Source organism: Pseudomonas sp. PGPPP1 (genome assembly GCF_002255865.1).
Lineage (GTDB): Bacteria > Pseudomonadota > Gammaproteobacteria > Pseudomonadales > Pseudomonadaceae > Aquipseudomonas > Aquipseudomonas cremoris.
In genome coordinates, this window is sequence record NZ_NKIG01000047.1 from 1 (window position 1) to 14,718 (window position 14,718).

A 14,718-nucleotide genomic window follows, 5' to 3' on the forward strand; every position below is an offset into this window, starting at 1 on the left:
CTCTCGATGGTTAATCACGCGTAATGACTGCACAACTTATCGACGGCAAATCAATCGCCGCCAGCCTGCGCCAGCAGATCGCCAAACGAGTCACCGAGCGCAGCCAGCAAGGCCTGCGCACGCCTGGTCTCGCGGTGATCCTGGTCGGCAGCGATCCTGCCTCTCAGGTTTATGTCTCGCACAAGCGTAAAGACTGTGAAGAGGTCGGCTTTATTTCCAAGGCCTACGACCTGCCTGCCGAGACCTCCCAACAGGCGCTTACCGACCTGATCGATGGCCTCAACGACGACGCTGGCATCGACGGCATCCTGCTGCAACTGCCACTGCCGGAACACCTGGATGCATCCAAATTGCTGGAGCGTATCCGCCCGGACAAAGACGTCGACGGTTTCCACCCTTATAACGTCGGCCGCCTGGCCCAGCGTATCCCGCTGCTGCGCCCGTGCACCCCGAAAGGCATCATGACCCTGCTGGAAAGCACCGGTGTCGACCTTTACGGCCTCGATGCCGTTGTCGTCGGCGCGTCCAACATCGTCGGTCGCCCGATGGCCATGGAACTGCTGCTGGCCGGCTGCACCGTGACCGTCACCCACCGCTTCACCAAAGACCTCGCCGGCCACGTCGGGCGAGCCGACCTGGTGGTTGTCGCCGCCGGCAAGCCAGGCCTGGTCAAGGGTGAGTGGATCAAGGAAGGCGCCATCGTTATCGACGTGGGCATCAACCGCCAGGAAGACGGCAAGCTGGTGGGCGACGTGGTGTACGAAACCGCCCTGCCCCGCGCTGGCTGGATCACACCGGTCCCTGGAGGTGTGGGCCCGATGACCCGTGCCTGCCTGCTGGAAAACACGCTGTACGCTGCAGAAACCTTGCACGACTAATAACCAGCGGTACTGAAAAAGCCCTGCCTTATCGCAGGGCTTTTTATTGGCCGCAATAAAACCCGTTTTTTCTTAGTTTTTAGGCACTTTCGTCTGCTTTCAGAAGAACATTCGACAGTTTCTGATCCATACTCCTAAAATGTAACGGCATTTGTCATATAACCCGTTCCCGAACGGTATTTCCTTACTTTTAGCGAGTTCATCCGCGTGAAAATTCGTCTCTCTCTCATCAGCCTATTTTTTGCATTTACAGGCACCTTCGCGCACGCCGCCGAGACCACCCAGGCCCCGCGTGACACGTCCAAGCTGCAGATCGCTTCAGGCAGCGCCATGCTGGTGGACCTGCAGACCAACAAGGTCATTTATTCCAGCAACCCCGACGTGGTGGTCCCCATCGCCTCGGTGAGCAAGCTGATGACCGGCCTGATCGTGCTGGAAGCCAAGCAGAACATGGACGAGTACATCGACATCAACATCAAGGACACGCCAGAAATGAAAGGCGTGTTCTCCCGCGTGAAGATCGGCAGCGAAATGCCGCGTAAAGAAATGCTGCTGATCGCCCTGATGTCCTCGGAAAACCGTGCCGCCGCCAGCCTGGCCCACCACTACCCGGGCGGCTACCCAGCGTTTATCGCGGCGATGAACGCCAAGGCCAAGGCGCTGGGCATGACCAGCACCCACTATGTGGAACCCACCGGCCTGTCGATCCACAACGTATCCACTGCCCGTGACTTGAGCAAACTGCTGGCCGCCGCACGCCACTATCCGATGCTCAGCCAGTTGAGCACCACCAAGGAAAAGACCGTTTCGTTCCGCAAGCCCAACTACACCTTGGGTTTCTCCAACACCGACCACCTGATCAATCGCGCCAACTGGGATATCAAGCTGACCAAGACCGGCTTCACCAACCAGGCCGGCCACTGCCTGGTGCTGGTGACCAGCATGGGTAATCGTCCGGTGTCGCTGGTGATCCTGGATGCGTTTGGCAAGTTCACCCACTTTGCGGATGCGGGCCGGATTCGTAATTGGGTTGAAACCGGCAAAAGTGGCTCGGTACCGGACGTAGCGTTGCGCTACAAGGCCGACAAGAACTTGAAGAACCGTCCTAACGCAGCAGAAGCCAGTCGCTAAATAGGGGAGCGGGCTTGCCTGTGATCGCGCCGTATCAGTCAATGAATGAGTGACTGGGGCATCGCTATCGCGGGCAAGCCCGCTCCCACATTAGATCTCAGGTGTACTTTTTTACTTGGTCTCAGCCAACACTTTAAGCGCCTGCGCCGCCGCACGCTCCTGCCCGGCCTGGGCCGTTGCATTGGCAGCATCACGCCAGCGCTGGGCATCCACATTGGCCGGCAACTGGCTCGGACGCTGAGTGAGGATTGCCCAACTCCCAGCGCTTTTCCACTTCGATTCAAAGTCGCTGAAGCTCATCAACAAACGCCGGTCCATGCCCGAGCGCAGCAACACCGTACTCTTCTGTTGGTTGAACCCCACTACAACCACGTAGCGCGCGTCCGACCAAATCCCGCCGCCCACCCGCGCCATCACCGGGTAACCCGCCGCCACCTGCGCCAGTACCGCCGTCAGCTTGGCGTCCAACGGGTACACCATCAGCCCGTACTCTCGCGCCAACACTTGCATGTTGCGCTCAAGGTCCGCTTCGCCGCCTGGCAAATGCAGCGGCTTATCCAGCAAGCCCGGTGTCATGACAATGCCTTGTTGCGACAGCATGCTGGCTAAAGCGCTAGGACCACTTTGATAAGCCTCGCTGCGAAAGGTAGGCACGCCATTGAGCTCGACACGCTCCGGCAGGCCCGGCAGCTTGGACGGGTGCCCGGAACAGGCTGCAAGCCCCAAGGCACAGGCCAATACCCACGATGATTTAACGTTCGACCGTAACCGCAATTTTTTACTCTCTTGATCAACTGCCGGTAAGGGCCCAGATCATAGCCCAATCGCGTTTCTGTAGGAGAACGGCGGCGCGCATATAGCAAAGAAGTTGGACGGACTCGACCATTGGTCAATAGCAGGCAACCGCCAGGTGGCTAGACTGTCCATTGAGAAGACTGTGTGTGCCCCGGACGGGGCGAAAGGAGGCCCAAATGAGCCTTGCTGCAACGATTATCCTGTTGATCTGCGGTTGGCTGGCAGTTGCCGGCGCCATGTTGTGGGGGGTATTGCGCATTACCCGCCGGCACCACCCCCACGTCAAACCCGCTGCACCTGCTAAACCTCACAAGGCAGCGGTGCGCCACGCTTAGCCAGGCATGCAATTGAAGTCCTGAGTCGCCGCGACTTCCTTGCCGTGACCATCCTTCAGGGATGCGCGCACGGTGGTGCCCAGGCTTGATTCCACCAGGGTGTAATGCTCACCCGCCTTGAAATCCTTGTACTCCACTCGGCCCTGGCAGTCCTGCTGGTTGTCGTCGCCTGGCTCCTCTTCGAACAACGTCACGTCCAGGCGATGGTCCCCCGGGGTCACTTCAAAAAAGCGCCCGTCATCCACGCGCTTGCCGTCTACGCGTTCAGCCATCAGATCGTTCGGCGCTTCTTCCTTCAAGCCGATCCAGGCTTCGCTCGGGTCGGCTTTGGGAATCGGGCCGGCACACGCCGACAACAACAGCACAGCACCAAGGGCTGGAATCAACAAAAGAGGTTTGAGTGACATGGCAGGGCTCCAAAGAAAGACGATGTGTCCAATGGGTTACAAGCTTGAGGAGCCGACCTGTGTAGAACAAATGAATACATATGAAACGATCTTCAGCCCTTAACTAAATGTTCCTTCACCTGGCTGAAAGGTGCGTGTTAGGTGGGTCGGGCAAGACTGCCGGGGTTTGCAATCCTGCTCCAATGGAGGTTCACGCATGCTCGGGCTGGTAAAGACCGCACTGCAAAAGCCGTACACGTTTATCGTGTTGGCCATATTCATCTGCATCATCGGGCCGATGGCGGCCCTGCGAACCCCTACGGATGTTTTTCCCGATATCGGCATCCCCGTGGTCGCCGTGGTCTGGCAGTACAACGGCTTGTCGCCGGACGCCATGGCCGGTCGGGTGATCTACACCTACGAACGCTCCCTGAGCACCACCGTCAACGACATTGAACACATCGAATCGCAATCGCTGCCCGGCATGGGCATCGTCAAGATCTTCTTCCAACCGGGCGTGGACATCCGCACCGCCAACGCCCAAGTGACCGCCGTTTCACAAACCGTGCTCAAGCAGATGCCACCGGGCATCACGCCGCCGCTGATCCTCAACTACAGCGCCTCCACGGTGCCGATTTTGCAGATGGCGTTCTCCAGCCCCAGCCTCTCGGAAGCCAAGATCCGCGACCTGGTGCAGAACAATATCCGCCTGCCCCTCAGCGCCCTACCCGGCCTGGCCATGCCGACGCCCATGGGCGGCAAGCAACGCCAGATCACCCTCGACCTTGACCCGCAAGCACTGGCCGCCAAAGGCCTGTCGGCTCAGGACGTGGGTAACGCGCTGGCGCTGCAAAACCAGATCATCCCGGTGGGCACTGCCAAACTCGGCCCCAACGAATACACGATCCTGCTCAACAACAGCCCCAAGGCCATCGATGAACTCAACGACCTGCCGATCAAGACGGTCGACGGCGCGCTGATCACCATCGGCCAAGTGGCCCACGTGCGCGATGGCTCGCCGCCGCAAACCAACATCGTGCGTGTCGACGGCCACCGCGCCGTGCTGATGCCGGCATTGAAAAACGGCAGCATCTCCACCCTTTCTATCATCGACGGCATCCGCCAGATGCTGCCGCGCATCAACGAAACACTGCCGCCGTCGCTGAAGACCTCGTTGCTGGGTGACGCCTCGGTGTTCGTCAAGCAATCGGTGGGCAGCGTGGCCCAGGAAGGCATCATCGCCGCCCTGCTGACCAGCGCGATGATCCTGCTGTTCCTCGGCAGCTGGCGTTCGACACTGATCATCGCCGCCTCAATTCCCTTGGCAGTCTTGTCGGCCATCGCACTGCTGGCAGTCAGCGGGCAAACCCTCAACGTGATGACGCTGGGCGGGCTGGCGTTGGCCGTGGGCATCCTGGTGGACGACGCCACGGTGACCATCGAAAACATCAACTGGCACCTGGAGCAAGGCAAAGCGGTGAAGACCGCGATCCTCGACGGCGCCGCGCAAATCGTCGGCCCCGCGTTCGTCTCGCTGCTGTGCATCTGCATCGTGTTCGTGCCGATGTTCCTGCTGCAAGGCATCGCCGGCTACCTGTTCCGGCCGATGGCGCTGGCGGTGATCTTTGCCATGGCCAGTTCGTTCATCCTCTCGCGCACCTTGGTGCCGACCCTGGCAATGTTCCTGCTCAAGCCCCATGTACCGGAGCAAGGTGCGGGGCATCACCCGGAAGATGAATTCATCAACCACCACGAGGGCGAGCAGCACACCAAACCGCGCAATGCCGTGCTGCAATCGGTGCTGAATTTCCAGCAGGGTTTCGAGCGCCACTTCTCGAATATCCGCGACACCTACCATGGTTTGTTGATGCTTGCGCTGGGCAATCGCAAGCGCTTTATCGTCGGCTTCCTGGCCTGCGTACTCGCCTCGTTCCTGCTGCTGCCAAGCCTGGGCCAGGACTTCTTCCCGGCCACTGACGCTGGCGCCCTCGCGCTGCATGTGCGCCTGCCGCTGGGCACGCGCATCGAAGAAAGCGCCGCGGCTTTCGACCGTATCGAAGCGCGAATTCGCGAAGTGATCCCCGCCGAAGAACTCGACACCATCGTCGACAACATCGGCATCCCGCTCAGCGGCATCGACATGGCCTACAGCAGCAGCGGCACCATCGGCCCGCAGGATGGCGACATCCAGGTCACCCTGAAAAAGGACCATGCACCGACTGCCGACTACGTGAAAAAACTGCGCGAAGCCCTGCCGCAAAGTTTCCCCGGCAGCCACTTCGCGTTCCTGCCAGCGGACATCAGCAGCCAGATCCTCAACTTCGGCGCCCCTGCCCCGCTGGACGTGAAGATCTCCGGACGCAGCGATGAAGAAAACCGTGCGTACGCGGTAGAGCTTGAGCGCCGCTTGCAACACGTGCCGGGCATTGCCGACCTGCGCATCCAGCAATCCACCGGCTACCCGTCGTTGCAGGTCAACGTTGACCGCATGCGCGCCAACGGCTTGGGCATCACCGAGCGCGACGTCACCAACAGCATGGTCGCGTCCCTGGCCGGCAGCTCGCAGACCGCTCCCACGTTCTGGCTCAACCCGGCCAACGGCGTGTCGTACTCCATCGTCGCCGCCACGCCGCAATACCGCCTCGACAGCTTGCCGTCACTGGAAGCGTTGCCGGTAACTGGTGCCGACGGCCAGTCGCAGATCCTCGGCGGCGTGGCGAGCATTTCACGGGTGGAAAGCCCGGCGGTCGTGACCCACTACAACATCGAACCGACCCTGGATTTGTACGCCAACGTACAAGGTCGCGACCTCGGTGGTGTGGCGCGCGACGTGCAAAAGGTGCTGGATGACACCGCCTCCATGCGCCCCAAAGGCGCAGTGATCAGCCTGCATGGGCAGATCGATGCGCTGCATGAAGCGTTCAGCGGCTTGAGCTTCGGCCTGCTCGGCGCGGTGGTACTGATCTACCTGCTGATCGTGGTCAACTTCCAATCCTGGGCCGACCCGTTCGTGATCATTACGGCGCTGCCGGCCGCACTGGCGGGGATCGTGTGGATGCTGTTCCTCAGCGGCACCTCGCTCTCGGTACCGGCACTGACCGGCGCCATCTTGTGCATGGGCGTGGCCACCGCCAACTCGATCCTGGTGGTGAGCTTCTGCCGTGAACGCCTGGCAGAACATGGCGATGCGCTCAAGGCTGCAATGGAGGCCGGCTACACGCGCTTCCGTCCGGTGTGCATGACTGCCCTGGCAATGATCATCGGCATGTTGCCGCTGGCCATTTCCGAAGAACAAAACGCCCCCCTAGGCCGGGCGGTGATCGGTGGGTTGATCTTCGCCACCATCGCCACCCTGCTGTTTGTACCCGTGGTCTTCAGCCTGGTCCACGGGCGTCACCCTACTCGCGCTGTTGCAGGAGAAACCCCACATGTCGTCTGATCACAAACCCTCGCGCAAGCGTCTGATGCTCATGGGTGTCGGCGGCCTGACTCTGGCTGCCCTGTTGGTCGCCAACGGCCTGCATGCCCGCACGTTGCACGAACAATCGGTGACCGCCTGGACAGAGACCGCCGCCATCCCGCAAGTGATGGTGTTCCAACCGCAACAGAACGCCGCCGGCGACACCCTACGCTTGCCGGCGCACCTGGAAGCCTGGAGCAAGGCGCCGATCCATGCCCGGGTCAGCGGCTACTTGAAGGACTGGAAAGCCGACATCGGCACCCAAGTCAAAGCCGGGCAAATCCTGGCCGAAATCGACAGCCCGGACCTGGACCAGCAAATGGCGCAAACCCACGCCCGGCTGATTCAGGAACAGGCCAACGCGCGCCTGGCCGAAACTACCGCCACACGCTGGCAAAACCTGCTCGCCAGCCACTCGGTTTCACGCCAGGAGGCCGATGAGAAAACCTCCAACGCCGCTGCCGCCAAGGCCAACGCCGAGGCCGCTGCTGCCGACTATGCGCGGCTGTCGGCGCTGGAAAGCTACAAGACAATCCGTGCGCCATTTGCCGGCACCATCACCGCGCGTAACACCGACATCGGCCAGTTGATCAAGGCCGATACCGACAGCGATCCGGAGCTGTTCAACATCGCCGACACCCACCAATTGCGCCTGTACGTACCGGTGCCGCAGAACTACGCGGCGGTCATCCACCCAGGCCTTGAAGCCGAACTGACGGTGCCCGAGCATCCTGGCGAGCACTTCAAGGCGCGCCTGATCGGCGACTCCACCGCCATCGACCGCCGCTCCGGCACCCTGCTTGCGCAGTTCGTGGCCGACAACCCCAACGGCGAACTGCTGCCCGGTGATTACGCCGAAGCCACGCTGCCGATTCCAGCCGACACCCACGGCGTGAGCATTCCTGCCAGCGCCCTGATCTTCCGTGCCCAAGGTACGCAGGTCGCGGTGCTCGACGCGCACAACCACGTGCACCTGCAAACCATCCACATCGGCCTGGACCTCGGTGAGCGCCTGGTGATCGACCAAGGCCTTAAACCCGCCGACCGCGTGGTCGACAACCCGCCCGACGCCCTGCGCGAAGGTGACCCGGTGCAGCTGGCCGATGCCTCTGGAGGTGCGCATGCGCCCAAGGCTTAACCCCCTCGCGGCATTGATGCTGCTGGCATTGCAGGGTTGTTCGATGGCACCGACCTACAAGGTGCCCACGGTTGACCTGCCCGCCGGCTACCGTGAACAAACCAGCGACGGCCCGTGGCACAGTGCGCAACCGTCCGACCAACTGGCGCCTGAATGGTGGAAGCTCTACAACGACTCGCGCCTGAATGACCTGCAGCAGCAGTTGCTCAAGGCCAACCCGGACTTGGCGGCTGCACTTGCGCACTTCGATGCGTCCCAGGCGTACGCCAGCCAATTGCACGCCGGGCTGTTCCCGCAAATTACCGCCAGTGCGCAACCGCTGCGCCAGCGGCAATCGGATACGCGACCATTGCGCGGCAGCACGCAGCCCTCGGTATACAACAGCAACACCGCAGGGTTTTCGTTGAGCTATGACTTGGACCTGTGGGGCAAGATTCGTAACCAAGTCTCAGCCGGCGATGCCCAGGCGCAAGCGTCCGGCGATGACTTGGCGGTAGCACGCCTGAGCTTGCAGCATCAACTGGCAAGCCTGTATGTGCAGCTCAATGGGCTGGACGCGCAGGCGCGGATTCTGAACAGTTCGCTGGAGGATTTCAGCCAGGCGCTGCAACTGACGCGTAGCCGCTATGAAGGCCAGATCGCTTCGGAGCTGGACCTGACGCGTGCGCAAAACCAACTGGCTGAAGCCAAGGCGCAATTGGACGAAGTGCAAGGCCAACGCAACCTCACTGAACACGCAATGGGTGAACTGGTGGGCGTGGCGGCCAGCAACTTTACGTTGCCGCCGAGCCCGCAGTTGATCGCGTTGCCGGGCATCCCTTCACAATTGCCCAGCCACCTGCTGCAACGCCGCCCGGATATCGCGGCGGCAGAACGCCGGGTGTTTGCCGCCAACGCCAATATTGGCGTGGCCAAGGCAGCGTGGTACCCGGATTTCAGCTTGACCGGATTGATTGGCGGGCAGACCCAGGGCGTCGGCAACTTGTTTTCGGCGGGCAATCGTTATTGGGCGCTGGGGCCGCTGGTCAACCTGCCGATCTTTGATGGCGGGCGCTTGAGCGCTAATGAACGCCAGGCCAAGGCCGAGTTCGAAGAAGCCTCGGCGCAATACCGCAGCCATGTGCTGAAAGCCATCCGCGAAGTGGAAGACAACCTGGGGCAACTGCGGGATTTGCAGCAGGAGGCCCAGGATGAACAGGCTGCAGCGGATGCGGCGCAGCACACCCAAGCGCTGGCAATGAACAGCTACCAGGCGGGCGCGGTGAGCTACTTGGATGTGGTGACCGCGCAGACGGCCGCGTTGCAGGCGCAAAGGACGTTACAGGCGGTGCAGACGCGGCAGTTGCAGGCGAGTGTCGGCCTGATCACAGCCCTCGGAGGTGGCTGGCAACCCCCAGCCTAAACGCCCTTGTAGTGAGCGGGCTTGTCGAATCGTCGCACCGCCCCCCAGCGCGGGGCAAGCCCGCTCACTACAAGCATTTCAGGCGGCGAGTTTACCGCTGGCGATTGCGGCGGAGGCAGCCACCATTGCCCTAAGCAACACCGCACATCCCGCCGCCAGATCATCCGGCGCGGCATTCTCGATTTCGTTATGGCTGATGCCGCCCTCACACGGCACAAAGATCATCCCCGCCGGGCCCAGCTCGGCGACGAAGATCGCGTCATGCCCTGCCCCGCTGACGATGTCCATGTTGGAGAGGCCCAACCCATTCGCGGCATCGCGCACGGCGTCCACGCAGCCTTTATCGAAGTACAGCGGTGGGAAGTCGGCCGTGGGCTCCATTTCAAAACTCAGACCGTGCTTGGCACAGGTGTCATCGATCACCTTGCGCACCTCGGCAATCATCGAATCCAACCGTGCCGGTTCCAGGTGGCGGAAGTCCAGGGTCATGCGCACTTCGCCTGGAATCACGTTGCGTGAGCCGGGATACGCTTGCAGGCAACCCACCGTGCCACATGCATGCGGCTGATGCCCCAGTGCAGCCGCATTCACCGCAGCCACCACTGCCGCCGCGCCTACCAGGGCGTCCTTGCGCAAGTGCATCGGTGTCGGCCCCGCATGGGCTTCAACGCCACGCAATTTGAGGTCAAACCACTTCTGCCCCAGCGCGCCTAACACCACACCGATGGTTTTTTTCTCATCCTCAAGAATCGGCCCTTGTTCGATATGCGCTTCGAAATATGCGCCGACCTTGTGGCCGCTTTCCGGGCGAGTACCCGCATAGCCGATGGCATTCAACGCATCCCCAACGGAGATTCCGTCCGCGTCGACCTTGGCCAAGGTATCCGCCAAGCTGAATTTCTCGGCAAACACCCCCGAGCCCATCATGCACGGCGGAAAACGCGAACCTTCTTCATTGGTCCACACCACGACTTCCAGCGGCGCTTCGGTTTCCACGTTCAGGTCGTTGAGGGTGCGCAGCACTTCCACCCCGGCCAGCACACCAAAGCAGCCATCAAACTTGCCGCCAGTGGGCTGGGTGTCGATATGGCTGCCGGTCATCACCGGCGGCAGGTTGGGATTGCGACCGGGGCGACGGGCGAAGATGTTGCCGATACCGTCAACGGTCACGGTGCAGCCAGCGTCCTCGCACCACTGCACGAACAGGTCGCGGGCTTTGCGATCAAGGTCGGTGAGGGCCAGGCGGCACACACCGCCCTTGGGCGTAGCACCGAGCTTGGCCAAGTCCATCAGGGACTGCCACAAGCGGTCGCGGTTGATGTGCTGATGGGTGGACTGCAGAACGTCGAGCGCAGCGTTCATGGGGATCTCCTCAGGCTGTATGTTCTTATGAATTGACTCAGTTCCAGCTTTGGAATACAGGCAAACGTGTGGGAGCGGGCTTGCTCGCGAAAGGGCCGTGTCAGTCGCTGCAAATGTCGCCTGGAAGACCGCATTCGCGAGCAAGCCCGCTCCCACACTTGGATTGCATTTCAACTTATTTACAGCGGTGTTTTCACGGCGACAGGGCTGGCCCCGCGCTTGGCATTCAGGCCGTAATACAACAGCCCACCCAACGCCGAACCGGTAAACCAGCCGTAGCTGTAGAACCAGCTGAACGCATCGCTGCCCAACGACAGCAACGTCAACACCACCGGCACGCCAAACGCGATAAACCCGCTCCAGTTCCACGCCGGGTACACGTCATCGCGGTACAAACCGGCCAGGTCGAGTTGCTGTTTGCGGGTGATAAAATAGTCCACCACCATGATCCCGGCGATCGGCCCCAGCAGGCTTGAGTAACCGAGCAACCAATTGGAATAGACGGTTTCCAGGCTCACATCGGAAACGATCAACCCCAGCTTTTTCAGCAGCTCATGCGCCATCAGCGCCAACCCCACCAGCCCGGTGAGGATCACCGCCGTGGTGCGGTTGATCAGCTTCGGCGCGATGTTCTGGAAGTCATTGGTGGGCGAGACAATGTTGGCCGCCGTGTTGGTGGACAAGGTGGCGATGATGATCAGCGCCATGGCGATCGCCACCCACACCGGGCTCTGGATATGCCCGATCAAGGTCACCGGGTCGGACACGCTCACACCCACCAGTTTTACCGATGCGGCGGTCATGATCACGCCAAGGGCGGCGAACAGGAACATGGTCAGCGGCAGGCCGAAGATCTGCCCCAGAATCTGGTCTTTCTGGCTTTTGGCGTAGCGGCTGAAGTCGGGAATGTTCAGGGACAAGGTGGCCCAGAACCCCACCATCGCCGTCAGGCCGGCCATGAAGTAACCGGTAAGGCTCGCGCCTTCGGGGCGTTTGGGCGGGATCGCCATCAACTCGCTAAGAGACACATTGGGCATCGCCCACACCAACAGGCCGATACCCACGGCCACCAGCAGCGGTGCGGACAACGTTTCCAGGCGCTTGATCGACTCGGCGCCACGTAGCACCACCCACAAATTCAGGCACCAGAAAATCATGAAACCAATCACTTCTCCGGTGCCGCCAAGGGACTTCCAACCCTCGAAAATCGAGCCCAGGAACAGGTGAATCGCCAGCCCGCCGAACATCGTCTGGATACCAAACCAGCCACACGCCACCAGCGCTCGAATCAAACACGGCACGTTGGAACCGAGAATGCCAAACGATGAGCGCAACAGTACGGGAAACGGGATGCCGTACTTGGTACCGGGAAACGCGTTAAGGGTCAGCGGGATCAACACCACGATATTGGCCAGCAGGATCGCCATCAGCGCCTCCCCCACCGACAACCCGAAGTACGCGGTCAGCACCCCGCCCAACGTATAGGTGGGCACGCAGATCGACATGCCGACCCACAGCGCGGTGATGTGCCATTTGTTCCAGGTTCGTTCGTTCACCTTGGTCGGTGCCATGTCGTGGTTGTAGCGCGGGCTGTCGAGGACGTCGGGGCCGGCGTCGAGTTCGTACAGGCCGTTGCGTTCAATGACTTGCGATCTGTTCTGTTGCATGGCCGCTCCACGGTTTTTTCGAATTATTGTTGCTCATCCAACGCTGTGCACTGGATGGCCGGAGTACCTCGTAAACAACATGACATCACGGGTCCGGCCAGCCGCCACTGCACTCAATAACCGTGCCGACAACCGTTACCGCACCCGCACCGCTTATATAACTTACTGATGTTTATCAGCTTTCCAATTGAGCGTTGAGTACTTGCCACGTTACTCAGGCTAAATAACGCGATAGTTGCCCGAACCATCAGGACTCAATCTGGTGCAACACAATTATTTTTATTTACCGCCCTCGTCAAGAGGCATGTCTCAAGCGTCTGATTTGCAATAAGAAATGTTGCTCAATTTAGTAACCTGTCAAGTGCGTCAAAATGGTGAAAGGCTGCCACATTTTGGTGATTCGTACTTTTTATTCTTATAAATCAATGTCTTAAACAAGATATAAGCTTATAAAAAATCTTCTTGCCCAATCGAAAAACTCGGGCTAGTTTCTATTCCTGTCACCGATGACAGGAATTAATCGACCATCGGTAAGCAGCATTACAACACTTAGAACTGGCACAAGCCGGTCAAGCCTGTGAGGAACTCGACATGTCGCTGTTGATCCGTGGCGCCACCGTTATTACCCATGATGAAAGTTACCGCGCCGATGTGTTATGCGCAGGCGGTCTAATTCGGGCTATTGGTACGAATCTGGATATTCCCGCCGGCACTGAAACACTCGATGGCAGCGGCCAATACTTGATGCCCGGCGGCATCGATCCCCACACTCACATGCAACTGCCCTTCATGGGCACCGTGGCCAGTGAAGACTTTTTCAGTGGCACGGCGGCGGGCTTGGCAGGTGGCACCACGTCGATTATCGACTTCGTGATCCCCAACCCGCAGCAATCCCTGCTGGAAGCGTTTCACCAGTGGCGCGGCTGGGCGGAGAAGTCCGCATCCGACTACGGTTTTCACGTGGCAATCACCTGGTGGAGCGAGCAGGTGCGCGAGGAAATGGCCGAGCTGGTCAGCCAACACGGCATCAACAGCTTCAAGCATTTCATGGCCTACAAGAACGCGATCATGGCGGCCGATGACACCCTGGTCGCCAGTTTCGAGCGCTGCCTGGAGCTGGGCGCAGTGCCCACCGTGCATGCGGAAAACGGCGAGTTGGTGTACCACCTGCAACGCAAATTGATGGCCCAAGGCATCACCGGGCCGGAGGCGCACCCGCTCTCACGGCCCTCACAGGTGGAAGGCGAAGCGGCCAGCCGCGCGATACGGATTGCCGAAACCATTGGCACCCCGCTGTACCTGGTGCACGTTTCGACCAAAGAAGCCCTCGACGAAATCACCTACGCCCGCAGCAAGGGCCAACCGGTCTACGGTGAAGTCCTCGCCGGCCACCTGCTGCTGGACGACAGTGTCTACCAACACCCCGATTGGCAAACTGCCGCCGGCTACGTGATGAGCCCACCGTTCCGCCCACGTGGGCACCAGGAAGCGCTGTGGCACGGCCTGCAATCGGGCAACCTGCACACCACCGCCACCGATCACTGCTGCTTCTGCGCCGAGCAAAAAGCCGCCGGGCGCGACGACTTCAGCAAGATCCCCAATGGCACCGCCGGCATCGAAGACCGCATGGCGCTGCTGTGGGACGAAGGCGTCAACACCGGGCGTTTGTCGATGCAGGAGTTTGTCGCGCTGACCTCCACTAACACTGCAAAGATCTTCAACCTCTACCCACGCAAAGGTGCAATCCGCGTGGGTGCGGATGCCGACCTGGTGCTGTGGGATCCCCAGGGTACGCGGACGATTTCCGCCAAGACCCACCATCAAAAAGTCGACTTCAACATCTTCGAAGGCAAGACCGTACGCGGCGTGCCGAGCCACACCATCAGCCAGGGCAAGTTGGTCTGGGCCGATGGCGACCTGCGCGCCGAACGCGGTGCCGGGCGGTATGTGGAGCGGCCGACATACCCGGCGGTGTTTGAGCAGTTAAGCAAGCGGGCCGAGCGTTCCAGGCCCACTGCTGTGAAACGCTGATACCGCCTTCGGGAGCAAGCCTCCTCCCACATTCTGATGTGTGAACACATTCAAATGTGGGAGCTGGCTTGCCTGCGATGAGGCCAGTACAGGCAACAAAGATGCCCGCTAGAGGCAACCCAAAAAACCGTGA

The 14,718-nt window shown here is 60.5% G+C and carries 11 protein-coding genes; 7 read left to right on the forward strand and 4 right to left on the reverse strand.

What is annotated here, in order from left to right; genetic code table 11:
• Window positions 1–23 precede the first annotated feature (23 nt).
• Entirely contained in the window at window positions 24–878 is an 855-nt protein-coding gene (folD, locus tag CFE47_RS29665; protein WP_286842556.1) for a bifunctional methylenetetrahydrofolate dehydrogenase/methenyltetrahydrofolate cyclohydrolase FolD, read from the forward strand.
• 207 nt (window positions 879–1,085) lie between these two features.
• The gene (gene pbpG / locus CFE47_RS29670) at window positions 1,086–2,009 is read left to right on the forward strand and encodes a D-alanyl-D-alanine endopeptidase (RefSeq protein WP_286842557.1); all 924 of its coding nucleotides are present in this window, start codon (window positions 1,086–1,088) and stop codon (window positions 2,007–2,009) included.
• A gap of 111 nt (window positions 2,010–2,120) precedes the next feature.
• Here pbpG and CFE47_RS29675 read toward each other — a convergent pair whose 3' ends face one another.
• Window positions 2,121–2,783 carry a peptidase C39 family protein gene (locus CFE47_RS29675; protein ID WP_185706406.1) on the reverse strand — a complete coding sequence of 221 codons (663 nt, stop codon included), beginning with the start codon at window positions 2,781–2,783 and terminating at the stop codon, window positions 2,121–2,123.
• Window positions 2,784–2,980: 197 nt separating this feature from the next.
• Between CFE47_RS29675 and CFE47_RS29680 the strand changes: the two genes are divergently transcribed.
• On the forward strand, window positions 2,981–3,139 hold the full coding sequence (locus CFE47_RS29680) for a hypothetical protein (RefSeq protein ID WP_185706404.1): 159 nt from the start codon (window positions 2,981–2,983) through the stop codon (window positions 3,137–3,139).
• Here CFE47_RS29680 and CFE47_RS29685 read toward each other — a convergent pair.
• On the reverse strand, window positions 3,136–3,546 hold the full coding sequence (locus tag CFE47_RS29685; protein WP_185706402.1) for a PA0061/PA0062 family lipoprotein: 411 nt from the start codon (window positions 3,544–3,546) through the stop codon (window positions 3,136–3,138). The two genes, CFE47_RS29680 and CFE47_RS29685, sit on opposite strands and share 4 nt — an antisense overlap.
• A gap of 196 nt (window positions 3,547–3,742) precedes the next feature.
• Between CFE47_RS29685 and CFE47_RS29690 the strand changes: the two genes are divergently transcribed.
• From CFE47_RS29690 to CFE47_RS29700, 3 genes are read left to right on the forward strand one after another with little or no spacing between them, the layout of a single operon-like run.
• Window positions 3,743–6,964 (forward strand): efflux RND transporter permease subunit, encoded by a 3,222-nt coding sequence (locus tag CFE47_RS29690; RefSeq protein WP_286842558.1) that lies wholly within the window; start codon window positions 3,743–3,745, stop codon window positions 6,962–6,964.
• Window positions 6,954–8,123 carry an efflux RND transporter periplasmic adaptor subunit gene (locus CFE47_RS29695; protein WP_185706398.1) on the forward strand — a complete coding sequence of 390 codons (1,170 nt, stop codon included), beginning with the start codon at window positions 6,954–6,956 and terminating at the stop codon, window positions 8,121–8,123. The genes CFE47_RS29690 and CFE47_RS29695 overlap by 11 nt, the downstream gene beginning before the upstream one ends.
• The gene (locus CFE47_RS29700; RefSeq protein ID WP_286842559.1) at window positions 8,107–9,525 is read left to right on the forward strand and encodes an efflux transporter outer membrane subunit; all 1,419 of its coding nucleotides are present in this window, start codon (window positions 8,107–8,109) and stop codon (window positions 9,523–9,525) included. The genes CFE47_RS29695 and CFE47_RS29700 overlap by 17 nt, the downstream gene beginning before the upstream one ends.
• A gap of 78 nt (window positions 9,526–9,603) precedes the next feature.
• On the opposite strand, the gene CFE47_RS29705 is transcribed toward CFE47_RS29700, so the two are convergent.
• A complete protein-coding gene (locus tag CFE47_RS29705; protein ID WP_286842560.1) occupies window positions 9,604–10,887 on the reverse strand; it encodes a Zn-dependent hydrolase in 1,284 nt (427 codons plus the stop codon).
• Between the two features lie 179 nt (window positions 10,888–11,066).
• Window positions 11,067–12,554: an NCS1 family nucleobase:cation symporter-1 gene (locus CFE47_RS29710; RefSeq protein ID WP_286842561.1), complete on the reverse strand. Its 1,488-nt coding sequence runs from the start codon at window positions 12,552–12,554 to the stop codon at window positions 11,067–11,069.
• Between the two features lie 591 nt (window positions 12,555–13,145).
• Here CFE47_RS29710 and hydA point away from each other — a divergent pair.
• Entirely contained in the window at window positions 13,146–14,585 is a 1,440-nt protein-coding gene (gene hydA / locus CFE47_RS29715; protein WP_286842563.1) for a dihydropyrimidinase, read from the forward strand.
• The last annotated feature ends 133 nt before the right edge of the window (window positions 14,586–14,718 follow it).

Coding starts and splice junctions, on each gene's coding strand:
- folD (WP_286842556.1), top strand. CDS start 24: ATGACTGCACAACTTATCGACGGCAAATCAATCGCCGCCAGCCTGCGC.
- CFE47_RS29680 (WP_185706404.1), top strand. CDS start 2,981: ATGAGCCTTGCTGCAACGATTATCCTGTTGATCTGCGGTTGGCTGGCA.
- CFE47_RS29685 (WP_185706402.1), bottom strand. CDS start 3,546: ATGTCACTCAAACCTCTTTTGTTGATTCCAGCCCTTGGTGCTGTGCTG.
- CFE47_RS29690 (WP_286842558.1), top strand. CDS start 3,743: ATGCTCGGGCTGGTAAAGACCGCACTGCAAAAGCCGTACACGTTTATC.
- CFE47_RS29695 (WP_185706398.1), top strand. CDS start 6,954: ATGTCGTCTGATCACAAACCCTCGCGCAAGCGTCTGATGCTCATGGGT.
- CFE47_RS29700 (WP_286842559.1), top strand. CDS start 8,107: ATGCGCCCAAGGCTTAACCCCCTCGCGGCATTGATGCTGCTGGCATTG.
- CFE47_RS29705 (WP_286842560.1), bottom strand. CDS start 10,887: ATGAACGCTGCGCTCGACGTTCTGCAGTCCACCCATCAGCACATCAAC.
- CFE47_RS29710 (WP_286842561.1), bottom strand. CDS start 12,554: ATGCAACAGAACAGATCGCAAGTCATTGAACGCAACGGCCTGTACGAA.
- hydA (WP_286842563.1), top strand. CDS start 13,146: ATGTCGCTGTTGATCCGTGGCGCCACCGTTATTACCCATGATGAAAGT.